Annotated in this window: 12 protein-coding genes; 3 read left to right on the forward strand and 9 right to left on the reverse strand. The window is 58.8% G+C overall.

Going from position 1 to position 19,496, the window contains the following annotated elements; all coding sequences use genetic code 11:
- Window positions 1-69 precede the first annotated feature (69 nt).
- The 8 genes from XX99_RS17350 to XX99_RS17385 form a co-directional block, all read right to left on the reverse strand.
- The gene (locus XX99_RS17350) at window positions 70-987 is read right to left on the reverse strand and encodes a ParB/RepB/Spo0J family partition protein (RefSeq protein WP_050060661.1); all 918 of its coding nucleotides are present in this window, start codon (window positions 985-987) and stop codon (window positions 70-72) included.
- A gap of 59 nt (window positions 988-1,046) precedes the next feature.
- Entirely contained in the window at window positions 1,047-1,892 is an 846-nt protein-coding gene (locus XX99_RS17355) for a ParA family protein (RefSeq protein ID WP_050060662.1), read from the reverse strand.
- 303 nt (window positions 1,893-2,195) lie between these two features.
- Window positions 2,196-2,813, reverse strand: a complete 618-nt coding sequence (gene rsmG / locus XX99_RS17360; RefSeq protein ID WP_050060663.1) for a 16S rRNA (guanine(527)-N(7))-methyltransferase RsmG — start codon at window positions 2,811-2,813, stop codon at window positions 2,196-2,198.
- Window positions 2,810-3,580 (reverse strand): gamma-glutamyl-gamma-aminobutyrate hydrolase family protein, encoded by a 771-nt coding sequence (locus XX99_RS17365; RefSeq protein ID WP_050060664.1) that lies wholly within the window; start codon window positions 3,578-3,580, stop codon window positions 2,810-2,812. The genes rsmG and XX99_RS17365 overlap by 4 nt, the downstream gene beginning before the upstream one ends.
- Window positions 3,577-4,386, reverse strand: a complete 810-nt coding sequence (locus XX99_RS17370) for a lysophospholipid acyltransferase family protein (protein WP_050061128.1) — start codon at window positions 4,384-4,386, stop codon at window positions 3,577-3,579. The genes XX99_RS17365 and XX99_RS17370 overlap by 4 nt, the downstream gene beginning before the upstream one ends.
- Window positions 4,373-5,740: a bifunctional folylpolyglutamate synthase/dihydrofolate synthase gene (locus tag XX99_RS17375; RefSeq protein WP_050060665.1), complete on the reverse strand. Its 1,368-nt coding sequence runs from the start codon at window positions 5,738-5,740 to the stop codon at window positions 4,373-4,375. The genes XX99_RS17370 and XX99_RS17375 overlap by 14 nt, the downstream gene beginning before the upstream one ends.
- Window positions 5,741-5,915: 175 nt before the next feature.
- Window positions 5,916-6,758 (reverse strand): acetyl-CoA carboxylase, carboxyltransferase subunit beta, encoded by an 843-nt coding sequence (accD, locus tag XX99_RS17380; RefSeq protein WP_050060666.1) that lies wholly within the window; start codon window positions 6,756-6,758, stop codon window positions 5,916-5,918.
- A gap of 54 nt (window positions 6,759-6,812) precedes the next feature.
- Window positions 6,813-7,259 (reverse strand): 23S rRNA (pseudouridine(1915)-N(3))-methyltransferase RlmH, encoded by a 447-nt coding sequence (locus tag XX99_RS17385; RefSeq protein WP_050060667.1) that lies wholly within the window; start codon window positions 7,257-7,259, stop codon window positions 6,813-6,815.
- A 464-nt stretch (window positions 7,260-7,723) separates the two neighbouring features.
- Here XX99_RS17385 and XX99_RS17390 point away from each other — a divergent pair, with 464 nt between their 5' ends.
- Both XX99_RS17390 and XX99_RS17395 read left to right on the forward strand, forming a co-directional pair.
- Window positions 7,724-11,275 carry a TonB-dependent receptor gene (locus tag XX99_RS17390; protein ID WP_050060668.1) on the forward strand — a complete coding sequence of 1,184 codons (3,552 nt, stop codon included), beginning with the start codon at window positions 7,724-7,726 and terminating at the stop codon, window positions 11,273-11,275.
- 730 nt (window positions 11,276-12,005) lie between these two features.
- Complete coding sequence (locus XX99_RS17395) at window positions 12,006-15,788, forward strand: carboxypeptidase-like regulatory domain-containing protein (RefSeq protein WP_050060669.1); 3,783 nt, start codon at window positions 12,006-12,008, stop codon at window positions 15,786-15,788.
- A 108-nt stretch (window positions 15,789-15,896) separates the two neighbouring features.
- On the opposite strand, the gene XX99_RS17400 is transcribed toward XX99_RS17395, so the two are convergent.
- Window positions 15,897-17,258: an aminotransferase family protein gene (locus XX99_RS17400; RefSeq protein WP_197081902.1), complete on the reverse strand. Its 1,362-nt coding sequence runs from the start codon at window positions 17,256-17,258 to the stop codon at window positions 15,897-15,899.
- A gap of 194 nt (window positions 17,259-17,452) precedes the next feature.
- Here XX99_RS17400 and XX99_RS17405 point away from each other — a divergent pair, with 194 nt between their 5' ends.
- Window positions 17,453-19,234 carry a coagulation factor 5/8 type domain-containing protein gene (locus tag XX99_RS17405; RefSeq protein WP_197081903.1) on the forward strand — a complete coding sequence of 594 codons (1,782 nt, stop codon included), beginning with the start codon at window positions 17,453-17,455 and terminating at the stop codon, window positions 19,232-19,234.
- Window positions 19,235-19,496: the final 262 nt, after the last annotated feature.

The raw sequence follows: 19,496 nt of genomic DNA on the forward strand, positions 1-19,496 counted from the left end.
TCATGAAAGTTGAAAGCAGTTTAATCGATTCCTGTGAAACCGGAACGCTGCTTGTCTTGAAACCTGAGGCTACGGTGCGAGCAGGTTGCCAAAGATGCTGTCGAAGTCTTCGAGCTTGGCGTATTCGATGATCACCCGCCCGCGTCCGTTCTTGTCCTCGATATGGACTTTCAGGCCGAGCTTGCGGGTCAGGCGTTCCTCGGCTTCACGTACATTGGGATCGGCTGCCTCTTTGTTCTCTTTTCCTTTGCCCTTATCCCGTTTTTCCGGGTTCAGGATTCCCTGAACGTAGCTCTCCGTCTGCCGTACCGACATGGAGAGCGCGCCGACCTTCTGCGCGGCGCTGACAATGGTTTCGGGATTCTCGAGCGCCAGGAGCGCGCGGGCGTGGCCGAAGGTCAGCTCGCCGGCCTCGACCTTGCCTTGCACCTGCTCCGGCAGCCGGAGCAGCCGCAGAAAATTGGCCACCGAGGCGCGGTCTTTGCCGGTGCGCTGGGCCATATGCTCCTGCGTCATCTTGAAGTCGCGGCTTAGCCGTTCGTAGGCCCGCGCCTGTTCCATCGGGTTCAGGTCGGTGCGCTGCAGGTTTTCGACGATGGTCATCTCCATCGCCTGTTCGTCGGAGACCTGGCGCAGGATTGCCGGAATCGTCTCCTTGCCCGCCTTTTGCGAAGCCAGCCAGCGGCGCTCGCCGGCAATCAGCTGGAAGCGTCCATTGGCCTGCGGCCTGACGAGAATGGGCTGAACGACGCCCGTTGCCGCAATGGACGCGGCCAGCTCCGCCAGCTGCGCTTCGTCGAAGCGGGTCCGGGTCTGGTAGGGATTGCGGTCGATCTCGCCGACCGGTATCTCGCGCGGCGTGCCCTCGGCGACTGCCGGAGGCGGCGGCGCGGCCGGCGCTTCCGCTGTGGCCGAGAGGCGCGGGAGCAGCGACTCCAGGCCTCGGCCCAGCGCCCTGCGTTTCGGATTCTCTACAGCATTTGCCATGGCGCTTCCATTCCTAAGCTAAATTCATTTCGCCAATTCACTTGCCAGACGCCCGGACCTCAGCCGTACGGCCAGAAGCGGACTTTGACCTCGGGCCGCGATGCTGCAGCCTTCTTGCGCTCCTTGGCACGGGGACTTTCGATCTTGTGGCGGCCGAGCAGCTCCTGCGCCAGGTCGAAATAGCTCTCCGATCCTCGTGATTTCGGATCATAAAGAAGAACCGGCTTCCCGTAGCTGGGCGCCTCGGCCAGCCGCACATTGCGCGGGATTACCGTCTTGAAGAGCTTCTCCTTGAAGAATTCGCGGAGGTTCTCCGTGACCTGCTGCGCCAGATTGGTGCGGTCGTCATACATGGTCAGCAGAACGCCCTCGATTTCGAGGCCGGGATTGAAGGCGGCCTTTACCCGCTCCAGGGTGTGCATCAGCTCGCTGATGCCTTCCAAAGCAAAATACTCCGCCTGCATCGGGACCAGGAGGCCGTCGGAGGCGACCAAAGCGTTCAGAGTGAGGAGATCGAGCGCCGGAGGGCAATCAAGCAGCACATAATCGTAGGCTGTTTTCTCGGGATCGAGCGCTTCCTTCAGCCGATAGGCGCGGCGCTCGTGCTGAATCAGCTCGACATTGGCGCCAATCAGATTTTTGCTCGAAGGAATGAGCTGGAGCGTGTCGATTTCGGTTTTTTGCAGGCTCTCCGCGAGGGTGGCGTCCCCTACAAGGATGTCGTAGATGGATTTTCGCTGTTCATCCTTCGCGAATCCATAGCCGCCGGTGGAGTTGGCCTGGGGATCGCAATCGATCAGCAGAACCTTCAGTCCCTCGAGAGCCACCGCCGCGGAAAGGTTAATGGCGGTCGTGGACTTTCCGACTCCGCCCTTCTGATTGACCACCGCCAGCACTTTTCCCATGAAGATATGAGAGTAGCGACGGGGAGGCCAGAAATGCAATGCAGATGGCCTGTGAAGAACCGGGATAAATCTGTGGAAGATTTATTTGCACCCAGCTGATGAAAACCGGAAACACCGCGTGGTTACTGGAGATTCGTGCTGTTGAGAGATTTGTAAATAGACGGAAAGGATTAGGAAGGAATGTGGAAATCGTTCTGAAATCTGGATGCATTTTGGACGAATGTTCCACGTGGAACATTCGTCTGAAGGTAACGATAGTCAGGTGTAGCAGCAGAGTGAGTTGCATTGTTCCACGTGGAACAATTATTCCGATTTCCTACCCAGGAGGAGAAAAGCGTCGCTCATCCCGGTCATCGGAACCGGAGCCTCCCACGCGATCGGTGCGAAATAGGCAGTATCTCTTTCAGCAGTCCCACTGGTGGCGAAGACAATCAACCACCCGCCCGGCGCAACCCGCTCAAAGGCAGCGGCGTAGGCCGCAGTCATCTTGTCCACGGCCCGGAGTGTCACGACTTCAAACTGTTGCGACGGAGGCATGGCCTCGATACGTCCATCGAAGATTGATGCGCTTAATCCAAGGCTGCGAGTCGCTTCACGGAGAAATGCGGCTTTCTTAGCCTGAGATTCTCCGAGGGTCACCGAAATCTCCGGCCGCAAGAGCGCTACGGGTATCCCCGGAAAGCCCGCTCCCGAACCGAAATCCAAAAGGGATGCGACAGGGGGAATCAGCTGCGCGCATTGAATACACTCGAGAAAGTGCCGCCGGACAATGTCTTCCGGCGTTCGAATCGCCGTCAGGTTGAGCTTCGCGTTCCACTTGAGGAGCAGCTCCAGATATTGGGCGAACTTCGCGCTCACCCCAGGAGCCAGAGGATTTAACCCAGCTTCCGCTACCGAGCTTTCAATCTCCCCGGCAGTCACTTCGTTTCCTGAGCTGATTCCATTGCCACCGATTCCGGAACCGACTCCCGTATCGGCCGGGGCTGCCACGTGGCCGCTGCCTGAACGAAGTTGTCGAAGAGCGCCTTGGAGGCGGGATCGTCCGCAAAGCTTCTCTCGGGATGCCATTGGACGGCGACGACAAATTGGTCCCCTGTCCCCTCGACCGCCTCGATCACCCCGTCCTCGGTGCTGCGGGCGACTACGCGCAGCCCATCTCCGGGCCGGTCGATCGCCTGGTGATGACTGCTGTTGACCGCCAATTCCCCGTCCGCGGCCAGCCCTGCGAGCTGCGATCCCTCGGTTATGGATACCCGATGTGCCTCGACAATGGTGCGTCCCGGCGCATGATTCACTCCGGTCTGCAGATGCTGCATCAGGGAGCCCCCGCGCCAGACGTTCCAGGTCTGCAGCCCATAACAGATCCCGAAAATCGGCTTGTGGAGGTTGGCGGCATCCTGCATCAGCAATTCGTCCACAGCCTCGCGCGCCGGATCTGCTTTACCGCACTCCGGAATACGCTCCTGGCCGTATTTCTCCGGATCGACATCCGCACCGCTTCCCGGCAGCAGCACGCCCTCGCAGGAAGAGGCCAGACGTGCCACTTCGGCAGGAAGAGCCGACAGGGGAATCTTGACCGCAATGCCTCCCGAAGCCTCGACCGCCTGCGCATACTGCGGCCAGGAGCGCTCGTTGTATTCGGTATCGTTCAAGGTCGGTTCGGGAATCGCGATGCGCGGTGCTTTCATTGGGAGTCCTTCAGCGTAATCGCCTCCAGCTGCGGATGCGCCGGCTGTTCGAGATAGGAGTGTTCGTAGAAGAGCCGGCAGATCTCGTCTTTGACCCGCGCCGTCAGCTCATCGATCTGTCGCATCGTGTAGCCGGTAGTCTCGATCGGCTCGCCGGCCGCGACCGTCACCGGGACGGGATGAAAGAGCGAGGTGTGAATCGGCAGCAGCTCATGGGTGCCGATCAGGGCGATGGGAATGATGGGCACCTGCGCCCGGATGGCCATGAAGGCCGGCCCGTTCAGGAAGATTTCCGGGTGTCCGGTCTGCGTTCTTCCACCTTCGGGAAAGATGAATACAGGCATACCTGCCTTCAAGGTGCGAATCGCACTGCTCAGGCTGGCAATCGAGGCCCGCGGATTCGTTACATTGACCGGAACCTGTCCTGAGCGGGTGAGATGCCAGCCGATGAAGGGCAGCTTGAAGAGCTCGTGGCGGGCGACGATCCGGAACTGAAAAGGCAGGGTGCCGAAGATCACCGGCGTATCCGAATAAGAGAGGTGGTTGGAGGCATAGATGGCGACCCGGCCATCCAGCCGTTCGCCATTCACCACGGTGATCCTCGCGCCGCTAATCCTGACGACTGTGCGTCCCCAGACCTGCGCAATCGCGTGCTGTTGCTTGCCGCTCTTATCCCAGAGGGAAGCGACGAGCGAGAGGCTCCCGAAGAATCCCGTCGAGAGGAAGAAGACCGGGGCGCGAAGGCCGTAATTCACCAGCCATTCCAGCTTGGGAATCGGATTGGGACGCGGCTTAAGCTCCTTCATGTCCATATCCTGAGCCGGCCCCTGCCAAATTTTCCCGCAACGCGCCAATCAGGTAGACCGAACCCGTCACCACGATCAGGCCGTTGGCTGGCGTCGATGCAATCGCCTGCTGCAATGCGGCACTTGGATCGGCAATGGTCTCGAAGGAGACGCCGGTTTTCTCCGCGGCGGCCTGCAGATCTTCGAGCGAGGCGGCGCGGGGCGAGGGTACCTCGGTCAAAACCACTCTATTGAAGAGCGGAAAGAGAATCTGTGCAATCTCGGAGATGGCCTTGTCGCGCAGGCAGCTGAAGACGGCGACAATCTCCTTGGGCTCGGGGTCGAGATGGGAGAGCGCGGCCCGCAAAGCCCATGCGCCGGCAGGATTGTGCGCCACGTCCAGCAGCACATCAGCGCGGCCCGCGGCGGAGAATCGTTCCAGCCGGCCCGGCCAGCGTGTCTCGCGAATTCCCTCGGCGATTTGTGTCGCTGTAATATTGTAACCGTGATTGTTACGTAATTCGCAGGCCGCTGCGATAGCCAGTGCAACGTTCCTCTGCTGGTGCGCGCCGATCAACGGCGATGCCACTTCGATGCGCTCGCCGAGCACGTTCAGACTATATTTTCCGAACGCGTCGACATCGGTGTACGGCGGCACATACTCGGCTGCGCTCACTCCGCGCACATCCTGCGATACAGCCGCCTCGCCAATCGCCTGGTTGGCTTCAGGATGCTGCGGCAGCGTCACCAGCACGCCATTCGGCCGCAGGATACCGGCTTTTTCGCGCGCGATCTCGGTGATGGTCGCGCCCAGCCACTCGGTATGGTCGAGAGAGATGTCGGCGATGACGGAGACCAGCGGCTCGACGATGTTCGTCGCGTCCAGGCGGCCGCCCATGCCCACCTCCAGCACTGCTATATCTACCTTTTTTTCGGCGAAAGCAAGAAAGGCCAGCGCGGTCATGGCTTCGAAGAAGCTGGGATAGGCGCCCAGCTCGCCTTCTTCCACAAGCTTGCGCGCACAATCGTCAATGCGGAAGTAGAGCGCAGCGAAGTCGTCATCGGAGATGGGAGCGCCGGCAGTCTTCGGGTCGAAGATCTGCACCCGCTCGTTCACCCGAGAAAGATGCGGCGAGGTGTAGAGGCCAACGCGATATCCCGCTGTGCTGAGGATCGAGGCGAGTGTCGCCGATGTCGATCCTTTACCGTTGGTGCCCGCAACCAGCACGGAAGGGAACTTGAGCTCGGGATGACCCAGCGCCTCAGCGAGCACGCGCATCTCGTTCAGCTCGAACTTGCGGCGAGGCTGCCCCGGAGCGGCGTGCAACTCGCCGGCGAGCGCATAAAGACCTTCGATGGCTGCAGCATAAGACATACGATGATTTTAGTGGATCGACATCGTTTCAGAGCGCTGTGCTATCCCGACGCTATGCTATCCGGGGTGCACACGCGAGCTCCTCTCATCAGAGGCCCTCGGGCCTTCAGGATGTGGATCGAAGAGACCGGCCGGCGAGGCCGCGGCTCGCCGCTTACGCCGTCTGTCTTATGTTCTATGCCGCCTTCATGAAGTGGAGAGCCCGGCTGAGGTAATTCTTCAGATCCTTGCGATCGACGACCGCGTCCAGGAAGCCATGCTTCAGCAGGAACTCCGACCGCTGGAAGCCTTCGGGCAGCTTCTGCCGGATGGTCTGCTCGATTACGCGGGCTCCGGCGAAGCCGATCAGCGCGCCGGGCTCGGCAATATTCAGATCGCCAAGCATGGCAAAGCTGGCCGTGACGCCGCCGGTGGTGGGGTCGGTCAGCAGCGAGATATAAGGCACCCTGGCGTCGTCGAGCCGCGCCAGCGCCGTCGATATCTTGGCCAGCTGCATCAGGCTGATGATGCCTTCCATCATGCGTGCGCCGCCCGATGCCGAGACGATGATCAATGGCTGCCGCGTATCGTGGGCGCGATCTACAGCGCGGGCAATGGTCTCTCCTACAACAGCGCCCATGCTGCCGCCGATGAAGGCGAACTCCATCACGCTGAGCACCACAGGATGATCGCCGAGCACGCCGACCGCATTGCGGACCGCATCGTTGAGGCCGGTCTTTTTCTGCGCGTCTTTCAGCTTGTTCTTATAAGGTTTTAGGTCGGAGAACTGCAGAGGGTCGGTGGACTGCAGATCGCCGTCGATGAGCTCATAGCCGGGTTCGAGAAGCATCTCGATACGCGCCAGCGATCCCATGCGGAAATGAAAGCCGCACTTCGGGCATACCCAGAGATTGGCCTCGAGATCGGCCTTCCAGATCACCTGCTCGCAGGCTTCGCACTTGACCCAAAGCCCTTCGGTGCGGACCGTCTTAGCGCCGGTATCCTCGATCTTGTTGTCTTCCCTGCGAAACCAGGACATCCATTCCCTTCCTATCTGTAACGCGCGTGCATCCGCTGCCGGGAGCCAGAATTCTCAATGCCCGGTGTGGTACGGATGCCCACTGAGGATTGTAAATGCGCGATAGATCTGCTCGCTCAGGACCACCCGCGCCAGCTCATGGGGGAGGGTCATCGGCCCCAGGGAGAGCAGCAGGTTCGCCCGCGCCCGCTCGGCATCCGACCAGCCGTCCGCCGGGCCGATCGCGAAGACGAGATGTTGTTGCCCTTCATCGCGCTTTTTCCCGATCCAACCTGCCAAGTCCGCAGAGGAGAGCTGTTTTCCACGCGGATCGAGGAGGACCAGCATGGTTCCCATACGCGACTTCTGCCGGTCCAGAGAATCGAAAAAAGACTCGCTGGTCTTAAACACCATTATTTCAATGGGCGCATACGCTTCAACGCGTCCGGCGTAGTCCGAAGTCAGCGTGTCGAAGCGCTCACTCTTGGTCCGGACCGCTATGGAAACCAGAGCCAGTTTCATCGAGCAAGTCTATCGAAAGAACGAGATAGCGATCGACTTCTTGAAATAGAGCCCATTTCCCATAGATGAGGACGGATATGTATATAAAAAATAGTAGAAATGTGCTCCCTTGAACTTCCGATCCGGGATGCCACGCACGCCATAAACGGCTCGCAAAAAAAAATAATTAATCTGTAACACTTCAGGGCATGGAGTTATTCCTTAGTTATCTCCACATTTAGGTCTCGAGTGTCCATTTTCGAGCGGAAAAATCCTCTCAAATCTGCCGATGTGTATTGGCGTTGGCAGTGCGATTGCTAGTTCCTCTGCCAAACAGTTGTCATGTCTTGCGGATCCTATCACCGCATGAGCGCAGCCGGTTCGAATTAGGGATCGGAAACAGATGCAGCCACCGGATCGGGCCGATCGGTCGGGCGGTTTTTGAGCGCGCGAGACGATCGTTTACGCCTTCCGTTGAGGAGCTTATGAGATACAAGAATTTCTTTGTGACCGTTGTTGTTTTTTTCAGTCTGGTTATTTGCGTATCAACAGCGAGCGGCCAGGGAATTACGACTGGCAGTATTACAGGTACGGTAACCGATCAGACGGGCGCGGTCGTTTCGAATGCCGAAATCACGGCTACGGATATCGCCAAGGGTACGACCATCAAAGCCGCCTCTCAGAGCAGCGGCGTGTTTGCGTTCCACGCAGTTCCGATCGGCACCTATAAGTTGAGGGTCTCTGCCTCCGGCTTCAGCCCGGGAAATATCGATTCGGTGGTCGTGGTCTCCGGTGTGACCACGGACCTGAAATCGGTGGAGCTGAGCATCACGGCCACGGAAAGCGTCATCATCACGGGAAATACGTCGCCGCTGCTGCAGATATCGGACTCCCAGGTATCGACTACCTTTTCCGGGCAGACTTTGGAGAACAGCCCGTTGAATAACGCCTTCGATACAGTGGCGGAAGTGATTCCGGGCGTGGTCAGCACACACGCTGATAACTTCTCCAACACCAACGGCGACAATTTTTCGGTGAACGGACAGAGCGGCCGCTATAACAATTTTGAATTTGACGGTCAGTCGGACAACGACAACACCATCGGCGGACCTCAGATCTTCTTCGGCAACCAGGATGCGATTGCGGAGATCCAGATCATCACCGACGATTTCAGCGCGCAGTACGGAAGAAATTCGGGTGCGGTCATAAACTACCTCACCAAATCGGGAACCAACGAGTTCCACGGCAGCGGATTCGAGTATTACCAGGGGCAGTTTCTGAGCTCCTTCGAGAACCAGGAGAAGAGCTCGATCTTCGGCTTCTGCGCGCCGGGTCAGAATCCCAATACAGGATGCGCGGTTCCAGTTCTCCCCCGGTCAGATGAGAATCGCTATGGCGGAACGCTCGGCGGTCCGATTCTCAAGGACAAGCTGTTCTTCTTCGGCAGCACTTACTGGGATCGTCAGCGGTCGGGAGTCTCTCCCTCCACTTCCACCACTCTGACTCCCACCCCGGCCGGCATCGCCCAACTGGCGAGCACCTTTCCCGGCAATGCGGCCGTTGCAGCGCTACAGACCACCGGTCCTTATGCAATCCCGGTCGGGAACCCGGCCCCGGTCGGCGCCATTACTCCTGAGAACATCACCGGCCCGGGAGGCGTGACCGCAACCAATGTACCTTTCTCTTTTGTGCAGCGCCTAGTTGCTTCTCCCTACAATGACCAGGAGCACCTTGGCCGCATCGACTGGCAGCCGACCGATCGGGATCACCTCTTCGCACGATACTTCTACCAGAACCTGGTGCTGGCGGCGGCCGCCGGCGACATTCCCTCCGGTGGTTACACGAATTCAACGGACACGGTTCACACCATCGGAGCGGACTGGAGCCACACCTTCAGCGATACCTGGGTGGACCAGCTGCGGTATTCGTTCCAGCAGGCAACGGGGGCCTTCGATGGCGGCGGGTTCTCCAACTGCACCATCAGCGCGCCGAACGTTTGCCCGGCCCAGGTCACGATCAATAGTGGATTCGAATCTCTCGGCCTGAATACCGATTTCCCGCAGGGCCGCGTGGTGAAGGTGACACAGGTTCAGGACAACGCGATCTGGACGCATGGCCGGCACATTATCCTTTTCGGCGGCGAGGTCGACTACCAGAATTCTCCGCAGGTCGGCCTATTTAACTACGGCGGGGTATACACCTTTAACGACTTCAGCAATTTCATCTCCCAGGCACCCGGGGCCGGACAGCCTATCAGCAATGCCCAGGTGGCGCTGGCGGACGGAGATTTCACCACCAAATATAAAGAGACGGATGTAGCCACTTACATTCAGGATGACTGGAAGGTGTCACCCACCTTCACCGCCCACATCGGTTTGCGCTGGGAGTACTTCAGCCCCTCATTCAATGTGCTCCACGACGAATCGGTGGCGCGCGAATCCAATCCGGCCACGGCCTTCTGGAGCCCGTCTCTTCCGCTCGCGGACCGGACGTTTCCCGCGATCCAGCAGTATGTGAAGGGCTTTGAGCCCCGCCTGGGATTCTCCTGGAATCCCGGCTTCGACAGCAAGTTGGTGGTGAAGGCCGGGTATGCCATCAACGAGAACCCTGCTTTCTACAACATCGGAACCAATGTGCAGGACACAGCGCCGATATCGAACGCGGGCGTGGTTTACTGCACCGGCGACGCCACCTGCATTCCTTCCAACGGCAGCATCAGCTACAGCTCGGTCCGCGGCCTGAACCTGGCGTCGCTACCGCGGGGCGGCGATCCCCGGATGCGCGATCAGACTACGGTTCCTCAGAACCTCCGGCCGCCCTATACGCAGACGTATACCCTTGCGCTTGATCATCAGGTCGGCAGCGCGGCAGTTGCGGAGATTCGCTACGTGGGGAGCCTGACCCAGAAAAACTTCCAGAGCGTCGATGCCAACCCCGACCTGCTTCCGGTGCAGACCGACTTCCCTAACTTCGCGCCCGTAACCTTGTGCGACACCCCTGGCGCAACGGGATTTGGCCGGCCCAACTGCAATTTCGGCAACGTGTCCACGATAGGAAACGGAGCATGGTCGAACTACAACGGCCTGCAGACCAACCTGACCACGCGTGACCTGCACGGCGTGACCGGCACGATCTCCTACACCTTCAGCAAGTCGCTGGACAACGCGACCGACGCCTTCCGCAGCACCGGGAGCGGCGGCAGCTCGATTGCGTACGCTCAGAATCCGCTGAATACAGATTCAGGAGAGCGGGGCGTATCCGGCAATAGCATCACTCATGTGCTGGGCGCGCAACTCACCTACCAGCTCCCGAACTTTGTGAAGAGCAATGGCCTGCTTTCCCGAGTGGCCAATGGCTACGTGCTGAGCGGGGTCTACCGCTACAATTCGGGACAGCCATATACACCGTATCAATCGATCGGCCTCGACTCCTTCACGCCCGACACCAGCTACTGCGACGGGACGTTCAACTCCAGCAGCGTCGCTGTAGGAGTGGATACCTGCCGGTTGGTCCGCTCCAACAAGAGCGCGCCGCTGGGCACCGTGGCCTATCTGAATCCGTATACCGGTCCGGTGGTGAATGGCAGCCCCACACTCGGCACCCCCGTGTATGTGGCTTACGGGTCTGACAGTACGACTACCGACGCGAACGGCAATGTAACCGGCTATAACCCGGGCACGCCGATCGATCCGACCAAGGCCCATTGGATCGTCAACAATATGGCGTACGCCCAGGCGGTGGGCAATCCTTATCCGGGCTCGGCACGCAGTGTGGAACATGGAGACAACTTCAGCGAGATGGATGCCACCATTCTGAAGACCTTGAAGGTCACGGAGCGGGTCAACGTCCAGCTCTCGATGGCTGCCTTCAACGTGCTGAACCAGATGTATCGCGGCGCACCACAGACGTTTGTCGCGAATACCGCAACCTTCGGGAGCTATGACTACAGCTCTCCGAGCGCGGTGGGTGGTGTTCCCGGCAATACCACGCAGTCCGGTCAGCGCTTTGTCTTACTGGGAGGAAAGGTTCGCTTCTAAGCCCTCCTGATCAAGGTTCGATGTAGTCCCCAAACAAACAGCCACGGCCTAACGCCGCGGCTGTTTGTTTTTGCTCCTAAGCCGGCGAAAGTCCATGGGAGTTGCGGGGCTGATCCCTAGCCAATATGTGAGGAATCGCATATCGCGGAGGGAAACTATGGAATCCTGGAGAATTCGCCAACCTACGTCTTTAATAGTTAATTAATACATCTCTTCCGATGTTTTGCAGGGAAGATCGCGATGCAGAAGTGAAAACAAGGCTCGATGACTGAAAAGGAACGGCTTGCCGTAACTTCGAGCTATTCATCGAATAGTAACGCTAAAACAGTCTTACTCTTCCCAGTTCGAGTGGCGAGCTACTTGCTAAGTACTCCGATCAAGTGGGTATTGTCCCGGCTGCTGAGCACCCACATACAGACACCAAAATAAGAATTTGTTTCAGGCAGGCTATGCATCGCAAACGGAAGTTTCGGGCATTCCAGGCATGTCTTTTTGTGACGAACTTATTGCTTGCTCCAGGAAACGCAGTCGACCCATTCCTGCGGCGTAGCGCGACCCTCACCGACACCCGAGCTACTTCAGCTTAGTCAATGCGATGCAGCAAGGAAGCGCGATTTCCTCTCTGGTTCGCCTCTGAAGTTCTCGCTCCACTCGGCTACCGAGACTGGCAGACAGAATGTTTTGTGACATGCCCGCATCAAAAAACTTTCTCCAATGAGGTTCCATACCCATGGGTAACTTGTCTTTCTGGCGCAGAGCCACTACCGCATCCACTCCGACAGCCGTAAGTGCGAATCAGGCGGCCGATTCCTTCGCCAAACTTTCCTGCGGAGCAACGGTGCGTGTTCATAGCCGGTTCCTCGCGGTTCTCCTGCTGCTTTCCTGCCTTCCATTCTTCTCTCACCGGGCTGAGGCGCAGAATACCTATGCCGCGATCCATGGCACGGTGACGGATGCGTCGGGCGCGGTGATCGCGAATGCGACAGTCACTGTCGTGAATGACAGCACCGGTATCACCACCAAAGCGTCGACCGACAGCAAAGGCTATTATGCTTTGCCCCAGCTGCTAGAGGGTGGCCCTTATACAGTCACGATTTCGGCAACCGGCTTCAAGTCTGAGACTGCCAATGGCATTACGCTGAACGCGAATGACAATCGCGTTCAGGACGCCAAGCTGGATATCGGAAGCGGCACCACAACTGTGGAAGTCTCCGGGACGAGCATTCAGGTTGAAACGTCAGACACTCAGCTGAAGCAAGTTGTGAGCGCCCAGCAGCTCGAGGAAATTCCGCTCATCGGCCGCGATCCGGCTGGATTGCAGAAGCTCCAGACCGGCGTAGTGGAGTCGTCCGACCGCACCGGCTCCTTCTCGACCAACGGCAGCCAGGCTACGCAGAACTCTTTCCTGCTGGATGGCGTGGACATCAACGATGGCCCGCTGCAGAACGAGGGCATCGCGGTGAATCCTGACGCGCTGGGCCAGGAAGTGATTATCAGCAGTACTCTAAATCCGGAATTCGCGCGTAACTCGGGCGCGATCGTCAACGAGATTACGAAGAGCGGAACAAATTCCTTCCACGGCAACGTCTTCGAGTTTTATCGCGATACGTTCATGAATGCGACACCGTACTTCTCGCTGAACCGTCCCCAGTTTCACCAGAACCTTTATGGCGGAACGCTGGGCGGCCCGGTGATCAAGAACAAGCTGTTCTTCTTCCTGGGATATCAGGGATATCGCAATGTGGTGGCAGGCACGAATACGAATCAGACCTTCGACGCGGCACAGTTTGCCGGACAGTTTTCGGCCGATCCGAACTACGGAGCACTGCAAACCCCAAACAATACCCCGACCGTGGGCGCGGACGGCGTTCAGCGCAATAATTCGCTGAGCCTGAATCCTCTTCCATTTGCGGTCTCGAACGGAACCACCACCTGCCCGAAGGGTGAGACCTGGGCCGACTGCTTCAACGGCACGGGTTCAGCGTCGGGGGCAAACATCAACATTGCGCCTGCCAACTGGAACGCACTAGCCTCCGCGATTACGGCCAAATACGTTCCGCAAGCCAATGTAAACGGCAACCTCTACACGTTTAACGCAAACAATACGGGCGCAGAGGACCAGGGAGTAATTCGCGCCGACATCACGCCGACTTCACGAGACACGATCTGGGCATCATCTGTCTTCCAGTCGAGCCCGTCGACGTCCGCGATCTCTTTCGGCGGCGGCAGCTTTCCGGGCTTCGGTTCGGTGCAGGCTGAACACTTCAAGATCTTCAGCGGCGCGTGGACTCACACGTTCAGCACATCAATGCTGAACGAGCTGCGCCTGGGGTACTATCGCTTCAACTTCGCGGCGGTCGAGCCGCAGAATCCCATTCTGCCGAGCGCTGCCGGCTTTACGGGCGTCACCCCGCAAAACACCTCATCTCCCGGTTTTCCTTATATCTCAGTAGGCTCGTACTTCAACCTGGGCAACAGCTTCGAGGGACCACAGCCCCGGCTGGATACGAACCTCAGTTATACGGACAATTTCACCAAGATTCTCGGCAACCACTCGCTGAAGTTCGGCGGATCCTATGAGCAATTCCGTGTGGACAATCCCTTCGACTATCTGAATAACGGCTCTTATTCGTTCAACGGAGCCGGCGTCTACAGCTCGGGCGACCCGGTGATCGATTACGTACTGGGAGTTCCGGACAGCTACGAGCAAACCAGCAACGGCTTTATCAATGCGCTCGCCGCCGAGTCCTACGTCTATGCGCAGGACAGCTGGAGGGCGACGCCTGATCTCACTGTGAACTTCGGCATTTCATGGGATGTGGAGCATCCTAACCTGAACGATCAATTCGGCGGCCTGGGCATCAACTGCTGGTCGAACTCGAATTTCGCATCGTCGGTATTTCCGGGCGCGCCTCCGGGACTTGCCTTTCCTGGCGATCCTGGTTGCAACCGCGCCGGCGGTCCTACCCCGCATTACAATCGTTTTGGGCCGCGCGTTGGATTTGCCTGGTCGCCTTCGAACGGTCCTTCCAAGCTGATCGGCAACCCGGGATCGCATGACTTCTCGGTGCGCGCGGGCTACGGTATCTACTACAACCGCGACGAAGAAGAACAGTCGCTGCAGAACCTCGAAGATCCGCCGTTCTTCTTTGTTTCACGCGGAGCAGGCGGCCAGGGCGGAAGCCCGTCGTTCGCCAACCCGTTCCAGGATGTTTCGGGGAACGCCGGCGCCTCCGGCCCGAATCAGTTTCCTTTCGCGATTCCTCACGCCGGCGCCACAGTCGACTGGGCCGATCTTTACAACTTCAACGAGCTCGCGACGTTCGATCCAAAAAACTACACGGTTCCTTACACGCAGAATTTCAACCTCAATGTTCAGCGCGCGTTACCCAGCAACGTGCTGCTGACGGTGAGCTATGTGGGTTCGGTCAGCCGCAACCTGCCCAGCTGGTATGACGGCGACAACATTACCTCGGCCGGCCATGCGGCCTGTCTAGCGGGTGCGACCCTGCCAGGGTATGGCCCGACCAATACCTGCAACACAACCTTCGCTAACTCCATCCGTGAATACTTCCCGCAATTCACTGCCGATCCTGCAATCGTTCCAGGCTCGGGTGGCGGTGCTGTGCCCACACTCCCAAACGGCATACCGTGGTATCTGAGCGTGGCGCGGCAGACGACCAAAGATGCATCGAGCTACCACTCGCTGCAGGTAAGCGTACTCAAGGGCTCCACGCACGGGTTCAGCGGAACGCTTTCCTACACCTACTCCCATGCGCTGGATAATGGCTCGGGTTACGAGAACACAACCGGTACTCAGCAGAGTGGAACGGGCAAAGCGCAGATCTACACGCCGGGCTTTGCCTATCTGAACTATGGTGATTCCAGCTTCGACGCCCGTCATAAACTCGCGGTGTCGTATATCTACGAAGTTCCTGTGTTCGATGCCATCCGCAACAACGTGATCGCACGCGAGGCACTTGCGGGCTGGGAGATTGCCGGGGTAACGGCGCTGCAGACAGGTTTCCCGGTTGGCATCGCCCAGGGCCAGAATTTGTCACTCTGGTGCGACGGCTTCAGCTACTTCGGCTGCGGCGATACACCAAATACATCGAACTTTAAACCCAAGAGCCTGGCGCCACGGAAGACGCAGTCGCTTGCAGGGGGTTCGGGGAACTTTTGGTTCGATCCTTCCCCATTCTCCAGCGAGCAAGTGGGAACCTACGGCAACGTGAAGCGCAATTCAACGATTCACGGACCCGGTTACAACTACACCAACTTGCAGCTCTCGAAGAATTTCCATATCTCTCAGGATGGACGGCGGTATGTCCAGCTGAGGATTGAAGCTGCGAACGCCTTCAACCATGCGAACTTTGCACCGCCGAATGGAACCTTCGCCAGCAGCACGTTTGGCCAGGTCACCAGTGTACTGAGCTCCGCGAACTCCGCCGATCCTAACCAGGATCCGGAACCTGCGCGTATCTTCCAGCTGGTGGGTAAGTTCTTCTTCTAGACTTATCTCTTCACAACAAAGCCGCGGCCTTGGTCGCGGCTTTGTCTTTTCACTTGAAGGTCAGAGATAGATTGATTCCGAGGATAGCTTGAACGCTCGTCCCAGCGGCTAGAGCGCTTTGTCGGCGATGGCCAGCGCCTGATCCAATGCGTCGACCGCCGTATCGATCTCCGCTTTCTCGATGATGAGGGGTGGGGCGATGACAAAGTGGCTGATCCAGGCTTGTATGGATACGCCGCGCTTGAGCATCTCCGCTGCTACCTGATCGACGACCGTGGCTTTGCCGTCCACCTTGTCCTGCTTGGTGTTGAAGGGCGTCTTCTTCTCCTGGTCGCGCACCAGTTCGATGGCCCAGAACATGCCCAGTCCTCGCACCTCGCCGATCGATGGATGCTTGGGCTTCAACGCCTTCAGCTTTTCGCCGAGATAGGCTCCGACTTCCTTCGCGCGGTTAATCAGATTGAGGCGCTGCATCTCGCGAATCGCTGCAACTGCCGGCGCGAGGGTGATGGGGTGCGCCTCATAGGTGTGTCCGTGGGCGAAGAAGTGGTCTTCGAAATATTCGGCGATCTTGCCTGTCGTGGCGCAGAGGCCCAGCGGTACATAGGCCGAAGTGATGCCCTTGGCGGTGACCAGAATGTCCGGCTTCACGCCCCAGTGATCGACGGCGAACCACTCGCCGGTGCGTCCCCACCCTGACATGACCTCGTCGGCGATGAGCAACACACCGCGACGGTCGCAGATCTCGCGCAGCTTGGGGAAATATTCTTTCGGCGGAACGAGCACGCCATTGGTGCCCACAACGGGTTCGACGATTACGGCGGCGACATCGCTCTCATTCTCGATCATGTGTTCGAGATAGTCGGCGCAGGCGATGCCGCACTCGGGATAGGTGTGCTTGATGGGGCACTTATAACAGTTGACTTCAGGCGCGAAGAGAAAGCCCTGTCCTTTGCCGCCGGGCTCCATGGCCCAGCGCCGCGGGTCGCCGGTGGCTGCGATCGAGGCCATGGTCGAGCCGTGATAGGAGCGATAGCGGGCGATGATCTTGGTCTTGCCGGTGTACATGCGCGCGATCTTGAAGGCGGCTTCGTTGGCTTCGGTGCCAGAGGTGGTGAAGAAAAACTTGGTGATGCCTTCGGGCAGGACTTCGAGGAGCAGACGGCTCAGCTCCACGCGCGCGTCGGTCGCATAGGAGGGCATGATGTAGGCCAGCTTCTGCGCCTGATCGGCGATGGCCTTGATGACCGCGGCGTTCTTGTGGCCGAGATTGGAGCACATGAGCTGCGCCGAGAAATCGAGATAGCGCTTGCCGTTGGCGTCGGTGAAGTAGCAGCCCTCGGCGTCGACAATGTGCATCGGGTTCCAGGACTTCTGGTAGCGCCAGGTGCCGTAGTTGAGCTTCTTGGTCCATTCGACGACCTCTTGCGTGGTCATCGGTTGATCGGGTGAGAGAAGTGCGTCGCTCATGGTGTCCGCCTTATTGCCATTACTGTATCGCGTGGGGTATGGGGTGGGGAATTTCTTGTCTGAGAAGGGAAAGATCCCCACATCTCAGAAGCGAAATGTGGGGCACCCGGATTTGTGGGTTGGGAAATTATGCGTGTGCAATCATCGGTCGGGTAGAGTCTGTGTAGCACTGGAATTGCGGAGAGGTTGGCAGGATGGGGTTGAAGAGTTCGTTGATTGCGGGATTGCTGGTGGCTTCTATGGGAGCGGCAGGTGCAGTGCAGGTTGCGGTTGCGCAGACTTCAAGTGCACAGACTGGCGGCGGCGCTCACGCGCATGCGTCGCAAAGAGCGCTGCCGGATTTCGGGCCGAATGTTTTGATCTTCAATCCTTCTATGTCCTCGGCTGCGATCCAGGCGCAGATCGACAAGGTCTATTCGGTCGAACAACACAACGAGTTCGGGCCGGCGCGCTATGCGTTGATGTTTCTTCCGGGCGAGTACAAGGTCGATGTTCCCGTCGGCTTCTATACCGAGGTGATGGGGCTGGGCAAGCTTCCCGACGGCGTTCACATCACCGGGAATGTTCGCGCGGATGCGAGCGAGTCGAACAACAATGCGACCACTACCTTCTGGCGGGCGATGGAAAACTTTTCCGTGACGCCCACTGGTGGAACGATGCGATGGGCGGTGTCGCAGGCTGCGCCGTTTCGGCGGATGCATGTGCGCGGCGATATTGTGCTGCACCAGAACGGAGGCTGGGCGAGCGGCGGATGGATGTCGGACAGCCTGGTGGATGGCAATGTTGGCGCGGGGCCGCAGCAGCAGTGGATCTCGCGCAACAGCGAGTGGGGCAGCTGGACGGGCTCGAACTGGAACATGGTGTTTGTCGGCGTGCCGCATCCTCCCGTGGGCGAGTGGCCGGCGCCTCCGTACACGAAGATTGCCGCGACGCCGGTTGTTCGCGAGAAGCCGTATCTGGAGGTCGATACGGCGGGACGGTGGAGCGTGCGCGTGCCTCCGCTGCGCCGGGACAGCGTAGGGATCACGTGGCGCAATGCGGCGCTGGCGGGTGCTTTGCTTCCGATCAGCCGCTTTTACATTGCGCGTCCGGAGAAGGACACGGCGGAGAGCATCAATGCGGCGCTGGCCAAGGGCAAAGACCTTCTGCTCACGCCGGGGACTTACGAGCTTAGCGACTCCATCAAGGTGACGCGGCCTAACGCGGTGGTGCTGGGGCTGGGCTTCGCGACGCTGAAGCCGGTGAAGCGCACGGCCGCGATCACCATCGCAGATGTCGACGGCGTGACTGTGGCGGGCATCCTCTTCGATGCGGGCGAGGCGCGGTCTCCGGTGCTGCTGCAGGTGGGTCCCACAGGAAGCCACTTGAGCCATGCCGGGAACCCGATCGTGGTGCAGGATGTCTTCTTTCGGGTGGGCGGCGCGGCTGTTGGGCGCACGGATACGAATCTTGAAGTCAACAGCAACGACACCATCATCGACCACACCTGGATCTGGCGCGCCGATCACGGCAAGGGCGTGGGCTGGATCAGCAACCTCAGCGACAACGGCCTGGTGGTGAATGGCAACAACGTGACCGCCTATGGCTTGTTCGTGGAGCATCACGAGCAGTACCAGGTGCTATGGAACGGCAACGGCGGAAGAACGTATTTCTACCAGTCGGAGATTCCTTACGATCCGCCGCGGCAGACGGTGTACACCAGCGCGAAGGGCGTGAACGGATGGGCGTCCTACAAGGTCGCCGACAACGTGACCAGCCACGAGGCGTGGGGGCTGGGCATCTACAGCGTGTTCAGCCATCCGGGCGTAACATTGACTCGCGCGATCGAGGTTCCGAAGACGCCGGGCGTGCGCTTTCATCACATGATTACGGTGGCGCTGGGGGAGAACGGCCAGATCAGCAACGTGATCAACGATCAGGGCGGGGCTACGTCGATTCATCCTCGAGTGACGCCTAAGGTGAATGAGTATCCTTAAAACAGGGTTTAGGGCTTAGGGTTTAGGGTGTAGGAAATCGGGCATAGCGGTCGAGTGTAGCTTCCGGGGAATCCCACATCTCAAGGGCGAGATGTGGGCCACCGGTTTGCTGGTTCTCGCTTCGTTCGGAAAGAGACTGCAGGTCCCTCGGCTTCGCTCGGGATGACAAGTTCGTGGTGGGCGTTAGCGATGCTGTGGATTCCTCTCGATCGAAGGAGCCGGCCACTGCTCGTCATTCTGAGCGAAGCGAAGAATCTCAGCG

The organism is Silvibacterium bohemicum (assembly GCF_001006305.1).
In the GTDB taxonomy this organism is placed as follows: Bacteria; Acidobacteriota; Terriglobia; order Terriglobales; family Acidobacteriaceae; genus Silvibacterium; species Silvibacterium bohemicum.